Origin of the sequence: Pseudomonas pudica, assembly GCF_015680405.1 — a bacterium.
GTDB classification, from domain to species: Bacteria; Pseudomonadota; Gammaproteobacteria; order Pseudomonadales; family Pseudomonadaceae; genus Aquipseudomonas; species Aquipseudomonas pudica.
The window spans coordinates 1-7188 of the sequence record NZ_JADLJS010000088.1 but is presented as its reverse complement, the minus strand read 5'-3'; the positions used below and the strand labels follow the sequence as shown (position 1 = coordinate 7188).

General features: G+C 63.6%; 7 protein-coding genes. 4 read left to right on the top strand and 3 right to left on the bottom strand.

Going from position 1 to position 7188, the window contains the following annotated elements; genetic code table 11:
- Nucleotides 1–175 precede the first annotated feature (175 nt).
- The 4 genes from IRZ77_RS26505 (at nt 176) to IRZ77_RS26490 (ending at nt 3103) form a co-directional block, all read left to right on the top strand.
- The gene (locus tag IRZ77_RS26505; RefSeq protein WP_004376140.1) at nt 176–448 is read left to right on the top strand and encodes a hypothetical protein; all 273 of its coding nucleotides are present in this window, start codon (nt 176–178) and stop codon (nt 446–448) included.
- 2 nt (nt 449–450) lie between these two features.
- Nucleotides 451–1275 carry a mechanosensitive ion channel family protein gene (locus IRZ77_RS26500; RefSeq protein ID WP_004376138.1) on the top strand — a complete coding sequence of 275 codons (825 nt, stop codon included), beginning with the start codon at nt 451–453 and terminating at the stop codon, nt 1273–1275.
- Nucleotides 1276–1387: 112 nt separating this feature from the next.
- Nucleotides 1388–1954 (top strand): RNA polymerase sigma factor SigX, encoded by a 567-nt coding sequence (gene sigX, locus IRZ77_RS26495; RefSeq protein ID WP_003248665.1) that lies wholly within the window; start codon nt 1388–1390, stop codon nt 1952–1954.
- 111 nt (nt 1955–2065) lie between these two features.
- The gene (locus IRZ77_RS26490; protein ID WP_046616285.1) at nt 2066–3103 is read left to right on the top strand and encodes an OmpA family protein; all 1038 of its coding nucleotides are present in this window, start codon (nt 2066–2068) and stop codon (nt 3101–3103) included.
- Nucleotides 3104–3316: 213 nt separating this feature from the next.
- Here IRZ77_RS26490 and cobA read toward each other — a convergent pair whose 3' ends face one another.
- The 3 genes from cobA to IRZ77_RS26475 are packed head-to-tail and all read right to left on the bottom strand — an operon-like array spanning nt 3317 to nt 6976.
- Nucleotides 3317–4057, bottom strand: a complete 741-nt coding sequence (cobA, locus tag IRZ77_RS26485) for a uroporphyrinogen-III C-methyltransferase (protein WP_108481425.1) — start codon at nt 4055–4057, stop codon at nt 3317–3319.
- 27 nt (nt 4058–4084) lie between these two features.
- Nucleotides 4085–5755 carry a bifunctional protein-serine/threonine kinase/phosphatase gene (locus IRZ77_RS26480; RefSeq protein ID WP_046616283.1) on the bottom strand — a complete coding sequence of 557 codons (1671 nt, stop codon included), beginning with the start codon at nt 5753–5755 and terminating at the stop codon, nt 4085–4087.
- A gap of 9 nt (nt 5756–5764) precedes the next feature.
- The gene (locus IRZ77_RS26475) at nt 5765–6976 is read right to left on the bottom strand and encodes a nitrate/nitrite transporter (protein WP_085601514.1); all 1212 of its coding nucleotides are present in this window, start codon (nt 6974–6976) and stop codon (nt 5765–5767) included.
- Nucleotides 6977–7188: the final 212 nt, after the last annotated feature.

The window sequence follows — 7188 nt, the reverse complement described above, 5'->3', positions numbered from 1 at the left end:
AGCTCCCACAGGTGCACCACAGGTTTCCGGGTTTGTGGTACCCCTGTGGGAGCTGGCTTGCCGGCGATAGGGCCGGTGCAGGCAAGCACCATTCATTTTGAAACATTCGTCCCAATGCGATGTGTGACCCATCGACCGGCTATCTCGTCTCTGACTGACACTGCGCGAGGTGCCCATGCACGATCCGTTTGAAGAATCCCTGCGCGACCTGCTCAAGGCGTCACCCTCCGGCAATGACCGGGACGACCGGGACGACGCCGCTTGCCTGGGCCGCGTGCTGAAAACCGCCAACCGCCAGGTTGGCGCAGGTGATCTGTTCAGCCTGCTTGGCCGCTGGAGCCAGGCGCTGCTGATCGCCGTGAACAATGGCGCGGCGCATGTTGCGCCGGTGCGTCGACACTCTTCCCGCAACGCTGCCAACGGCAGCAAAGCAGATAAGGCCGATTGAATATGGAACTCGATCTCTGGACCCAGAGCCTGGTCACCGCCATGACTGCCCTTTGGACCAAGGTAGCGAACTTCATCCCCAACCTGTTCGGCGCGCTGGTCGTGGTGCTGCTCGGTTTCGTGGTGGCCAAGCTGCTCGACACGCTGCTGTCCAAACTGCTGGCCAAGTTCGGCCTGGACCGCCTCATGGCCGGCACCGGCCTGACCAAGATGCTTGGCCGGGTCGGCATCCAGGTGCCGATCTCCACCTTGATCGGCAAGATCGTCTACTGGTTCGTGCTGCTCATCTTCCTGGTGTCGGCCGCCGAGTCGCTGGGCCTGGAGCGAGTCTCGGCAACCCTCGACATGCTTGCCCTGTACCTGCCGAAGGTGTTCGGCGCAGCCCTGGTGCTGCTGGCCGGCGTGCTGCTGGCGCAAGTGGCCAACGGCCTGGTGCGCGGCGCTGCCGAAGGCATCGGCCTGGAATACTCGGCAGGCCTGGGGCGTATCACCCAGGGCCTGGTGATCATCATCAGTATCTCGGTGGCCATCAGCCAGCTGGAGGTGAAAACCGACCTGCTGAACCATGTGATCGTGATCGGGCTGATTACCGTTGGTCTGGCCGTTGCGCTGGCAATGGGCCTGGGCAGCCGCGAAATCGCCGGGCAGATCCTGGCCGGCATCTACGTGCGCGAGCTGTACCAGGTGGGCCAGCAGGTGCGAATTGGCGAGGTCGAAGGGCACATCGAGGAGATCGGTACGGTCAAGACGACGCTGCTGACCGATGATGGCGAACTGGTTTCGCTGTCCAATCGTGAGCTGCTTGAACAGCGAGTCAATAGCCGCTAACCGCACAAAGCTGTTAATGTATGCCGCCGCGAAAATCGACCCACGGGGTCGCGCGGCGACATTGACCTGACTGTCGGCCAGATCCGTTTTGAATAAAGTTCATTCGCCGCCCATGCGTTATGACCCCCGCGAGCTCACCGACGAAGAGTTGGTGGCGCGTTCGCATGAGGAGCTGTACCACGTTACCCGCGCCTATGAGGAGCTCATGCGGCGCTACCAACGGACCCTGTTCAACGTCTGTGCGCGTTATCTGGGGAACGACCGTGACGCGGACGATGTCTGTCAGGAAGTCATGCTGAAAGTGCTGTACGGGCTGAAGAACTTCGAGGGTAAGTCCAAGTTCAAGACCTGGCTCTACAGCATCACCTACAACGAATGCATTACCCAGTACCGCAAGGAGCGCCGTAAACGTCGGTTGATGGATGCCTTGAGTCTGGACCCTGTTGAAGAGGCGTCCGAGGACAAGGCTCCGAAGCCGGAAGAAAAAGGCGGGCTGGACAAATGGCTGGTGCATGTGAACCCGATTGACCGGGAAATTCTGGTGCTGCGTTTTGTCGCAGAGCTGGAATTTCAGGAAATTGCCGACATCATGCACATGGGCCTGAGCGCGACAAAAATGCGCTACAAGCGCGCGCTAGACAAGCTTCGGGAGAAATTTGCCGGCCTCGATGAAACTTAGTGGCGTGCAAATATCTCTAACGAACCGGCGAGTTCTGCTAGACTTGCCGTCGAGTTGTCCCCCTTGTTTGTGGTGGGACTGCTTAACTATCACCAGATGGGGATTTAACGGATGAAATTGAAAAACACCTTGGGCTTGGCCATTGGCTCGCTCGTCGCTGCTACTTCGTTCGGCGTTCTGGCTCAAGGCCAAGGCGCTGTGGAAATCGAAGGCAACGTTACCAAGCAGTACTACGACAGCGAACGTAACTTCAAGAACGACGGCACCAATCCTGGTGTTCGCCTGGGCTACTTCCTGACCGACGACGTTTCCCTGGACCTCGGCTACAACGAGACCCACAACGCTCGTGGTGAAGTCTTCAACAAAGACATCAAAGGTTCCAAAGCCAAGCTCGACGCTACCTACCACTTCGGTACCGTTGGCGACGCTCTGCGTCCGTACGTTTCCGCCGGTTTCGCTCACGAGAGCCTGGGCCAGGCCACTCGTAGCGGCCGCGACCACTCCACCTTCGCCAACGTCGGCGCTGGCGCCAAGTGGTACATCACCGACATGTTCTTCGCCCGTGCCGGCGTAGAAGCCATGTACAACATCGACAACGGCAACACCGAGTGGGGTCCGACCGTTGGTGTTGGTCTGAACTTCGGCGGTAGCCCGAAGCAAGCTGAAGTCGCTCCGGCTCCAGTTGCCGAAGTGTGCTCCGACTCCGACAACGACGGCGTTTGCGACAACGTCGACAAGTGCCCTGACACCCCGGCCAACGTTACCGTTGACGCTGATGGCTGCCCGGCTGTTGCCGAAGTCGTTCGCGTTGAGCTGGACGTCAAGTTCGACTTCGACAAGTCGGTCGTCAAGCCAAACAGCTACGGCGACATCAAGAACCTGGCTGACTTCATGAAGCAGTACCCACAGACCACCACCACCGTGGAAGGTCACACTGACTCCGTCGGCCCAGACGCTTACAACCAGAAGCTGTCCGAGCGTCGTGCCAACGCTGTCAAGCAGGTCCTGACCCAGCAGTACGGCGTGGAATCCAGCCGTGTTGACTCGGTTGGCTACGGCGAAACCCGTCCGGTTGCCGACAACGCCACCGAAGAAGGCCGCGCTATCAACCGTCGCGTTGAAGCTCAGGTAGAAGCCCAGGCCAAGTAATTGGTTTGAAGCTTCATGAAAAACCCGGCCTCGGCCGGGTTTTTCTTTGCCTGTTTCTTGGGTTTGTGTGCCCCTTGTGGGAGCGGCCTTGTGTCGCGAAAGGGGCGCGTAGCGGCCCCAGTTTTTCAGCTTCGTCGCAGGTATTGCCGGGGCTGCTGTGCAGCCCTTTCGCGACACAAGGCCGCTCCCACAAAGGCCGGCGCAGGCAGCGCATCATCCGGCAATTGCCACAAGATCCTGCTCCCCCTGTTCCCCAACCACCTCCCCAATCACCAATATCGCCGGGCTACGCAAGCCAAACCCCCGCGCATCCTCGACCATCCCCCGCACATCGCTCCTGCACTCCCGCTGCTGCGGCAACGAGGCATTTTCGATCATCGCCACTGGCGTCGCCGGTGCCATGCCCCCGTCGAGCAACCCTTGGCGTACCTGCTCCAGCCTGGCCACGCCCATGTACACCACCAGCGTCGTCCCGCCCTGGGCCAAGGCCGCCCAGTTCAGTTCGCTGTCGTCCTGGGTATGTGCCGTCACCAGTGTCACGCCCCGGCTCACACCTCGTGAGGTCAGGGAAATACCGCATTGCGTGGCGCCAGCCAGGCCGGCGGTGATGCCGTTGACCACTTCCACCTCGATGCCATGCCTTTGCAGCCACAGCGCCTCTTCACCACCACGGCCGAAGATGCACGGGTCGCCGCCCTTGAGCCGCACCACGCAGCGTCCTTGCCGCGCATGGCGCAGCATCAGGCGCTGGATGAAGGCCTGCGGCGTGGAGCGGCAGCCGCCGCGCTTGCCCACGGCAATCACCCGAGCCTGTGGGCAATGCTCCAGCACCGCCGGGTTGACCAGGTCATCGATCATCACCACAGCGGCTTGCTGCATGGCGCGCACGGCCTTGAGGGTGAGCAGCTCGGGGTCACCAGGGCCAGCACCAACCAGCCAGACTTTCGCATTCATCAGGGTTTCCTCATCGGCAGGGTGCGTTCAGCCCTTGAGCAGGGTGAGCAGCAATATCAGGTTGAACAGCAAGGACAGCAGGGCCAGGGTGCGCCAGACCTTCAACGGTTCGCGCTCCAGCAGCGGCCGTGGCCGGCTGGGCAGCTCCTGGCGGTCGCCACGCTCGAGCAGCAGCAACCAGTGTTCGGCGGTTTCGAAGCGCTGCGCCGGGTCGGCTGCCAGTGCCTGCTGCAGGTTGTGCTGCAGCCATTCCGGCAGGTCGGGACGGTAGCGCGCGGCGTTGACCGGCTGGCCGAAGCGCGGGCGCTGGAAGGCCTCCACTTCGCCGTAGGGGTAATGCCCGGTCAGCAGGTGGTACAGCGTCACGCCTACTGCATAAAGGTCCTGGCGTGGGCTGGGCGGTTGGCCGTCGAACGCTTCCGGGGCAATGTATGACGGCGTGCCTGGCAACTCGTGCAGTGGGTCTTCCGACAGGCCCGGGCAGTAGGCCAGGCCAAAGTCCAGCAGGCGCAGTTGGCCATCGCTGCCCAGGTGCAGGTTCTCTGGCTTGATGTCGCGGTGCAGCAGGTTGCGCCGGTGCAGTACACCGACCGCCTGCAGCAGCTGCCGGGCCAGCTCCAGCCACTGCGGCATGGGTAGCGGGCCGTGCTCGGCCAGCAGCGCTGCCAGGCTCTGGCCGGGGTATTCGCGCATCACGTAGTACAGGTGCTGGCGCTGGCCGGCGGTGTGCAGCTCGGGGAAGTGCCGGCCAGCGACCCGGCGCAGGAACCATTCTTCCAGCAACAGCCCTTGCGCCGCGCCGGGCTCCTGCTCGCGTGCGGTGGGCAGGGTCTTCAGCAGCCAGGCTCGGCCCTGGCCATCGCGCACCCGGTACAGCAACGACTGGCGGCTGTGCGAAAGCAGCTTTTCGGCTTGCCAGCCATCGATTACCTGGCCTTCACGCAGCGGGCCGGGCACTGGCCATTGCTGCAGTTGCGCCAAGGTATCGCCCAGGTTGGCCGTGCCCAGTTGCTCGACCTGCACCAGCAAGGCACTGGCGTTGTCCTGGCTGCCGTTCAGGTGCGCGCTGGCGACCAGGGTGTCGACGGCCAGTTGCAGGTCAGGTTGCTCGCGCAGCACCGCCTGGATGTGCTGGTCGCCCAGGCTGGCCCATACGCCATCGCTCAACAGCAGGAAGCTCTCGCCTGGCTGCAGCTCACCTTCCAGATAATCCACCAGCAGGTGCTGGTCCAGCCCCAGCGCGCGCTTCAGCACATGCTGCATGCCGGGCTGGTCCCATACGTGGTCTTCGCTCAGGCATTGCAGGCGCCCAGCGTGCCAGCGGTACACGCGGCAATCACCCACGTGGGCCAGGGTAAAGCGCCGGCCACGCAGCACCAGCGCGCTGAGAGTGGTCAGCAGTGGCTGGCCACTGCCTTGGGCACGCAACCAGCGGTTCTGCGCCAGCAGCAGCCGGTCGAGGGCCTGGGCCACGCTCCAGGTCGCGGGAGTGGCATAGTAGTCCAGGGCCAGCGCCTGCAGGCTGGCACGGGCTGCCAGGCCGCCATCGGCACATTGGCTGACGCCGTCGGCGAGGGCGAACAGGTAGCCTTTGCTGGCGGCCAGCTCCGGCGCCGGGGTAACCAGGCGCAGGGCGTCCTGGTTTTCCTCGCGCGGCCCGGTGGCGCTGGCCTGGGCAAAGTTCAGTTGCAGGCTCATGGCTGTTCCTCAGACCCGTGCCGCGGTAACCGCAGCCGAGCCCCAGGTGGTGCGCCAGCGCTGTTTAACGCCGTGCAGGCCGAACCAGGCCAGCAAGCCCAGGCTGGCGAACAGCCACAGCCCCAGCTGGTAGTCACCGGTGTACTGCTTGATGGTGCCCAGCCCGGCGGCCAGCAGGAAGCCTCCGATGCCGCCGGCCATGCCGATCAGCCCGGTCATCACGCCGATCTCCTGACGGAAGCGTTGCGGTACCAGCTGGAACACCGCGCCATTGCCGGCCCCGAGGCCGAGCATGGCGCTGACGAACAGGGCCAGTGCGGCGGCAGCGCTGGGCAGATTGAAGCCGACTGCTGCGATGCAGATGGCCGCCACGCTGTACATGCCCAGCAGGGTGCGGATGCCGCCGAAGCGGTCGGCCAGCGCGCCGCCGAGCGGGCGCATCAGGCTACCGGCGAACACGCAGGCAGCGGTGTAGTAGCCAGCCGTGACCGGGCTCAGGCCATACTGGTCGCTGAAGTAGCCGGGCAGGGCGCTGGCAAGGCCGATGAAGCCGCCGAAGGTGACGCTGTAGAAGAACATGAACCACCAGCTGTCACGGTCACCCAGGGCCTTGAGGTAGTCGGCCATCGCTTTTGGCTTGGGCCGCTGCGGAGCATTGCGTGCCAGCAGGGCGAACACCAACAGGGCCAGCGACAGCGGGACCAGCGCGAAGCCGAACACATTGTTCCAGCCAAAGCCCGCAGCCAGCGCCGGGGCCAGCAGGGCGGCGAACACCGTGCCGGAGTTGCCGGCACCGGCAATGCCCATGGCTTTGCCTTGGTGCTGTGGCGGGTACCACTGCGAGGCCAGCGGCAGTGACACGGCGAACGAAGCGCCGGCAAAGCCGAGGAACACGCCCAGCAGCAGCGCTTGTTCATAGCTGTGCACGCCCAGGTGCCAGGCAGCGGCGAGGGCGACGATGACCACCACCTGGCCGATCAGCCCGGCGGTCTTGGGCGACAGGCGGTCGACCAGCACGCCCATGGCAAAGCGCAAGATCGCCCCGGCCAGGATCGGCGTGGCCACCATCAGGCCCCGTTGTTGTGCACTCAGCTGCAGATCGGCGGCAATCTGCACCGCCAGTGGGCCAAGCAGGTACCAGACCATGAAGCTGAGGTCGAAGTACAGGAACGCGGCGAACAGCGTGGGCACATGCCCGGATTTCCAGAAGCTGGTACTCATCGAACACCTCACTCGGCAATGCAACGGAACGAAAAAGACGCCGCTACCCGCTCCACGCAGGTGGAGGGGAGAGCGACGTCTTTGTCGGGATCAAGTGGGCAACCGCCGTTGGCTACCGGTGATATTCGTTCAGCAAGAGATGGGCCAACTCTGAGAAGTTGCAGTCCCCTTGTAGGAGCGGCCTTGTGTCGCGATGGGCTGCGCAGCAGCCC

Coding starts and splice junctions, on each gene's coding strand:
- IRZ77_RS26500 (WP_004376138.1), top strand. CDS start 451: ATGGAACTCGATCTCTGGACCCAGAGCCTGGTCACCGCCATGACTGCC.
- IRZ77_RS26490 (WP_046616285.1), top strand. CDS start 2,066: ATGAAATTGAAAAACACCTTGGGCTTGGCCATTGGCTCGCTCGTCGCT.
- IRZ77_RS26475 (WP_085601514.1), bottom strand. CDS start 6,976: ATGAGTACCAGCTTCTGGAAATCCGGGCATGTGCCCACGCTGTTCGCC.
- IRZ77_RS26505 (WP_004376140.1), top strand. CDS start 176: ATGCACGATCCGTTTGAAGAATCCCTGCGCGACCTGCTCAAGGCGTCA.
- IRZ77_RS26480 (WP_046616283.1), bottom strand. CDS start 5,755: ATGAGCCTGCAACTGAACTTTGCCCAGGCCAGCGCCACCGGGCCGCGC.
- sigX (WP_003248665.1), top strand. CDS start 1,388: ATGCGTTATGACCCCCGCGAGCTCACCGACGAAGAGTTGGTGGCGCGT.
- cobA (WP_108481425.1), bottom strand. CDS start 4,057: ATGAATGCGAAAGTCTGGCTGGTTGGTGCTGGCCCTGGTGACCCCGAG.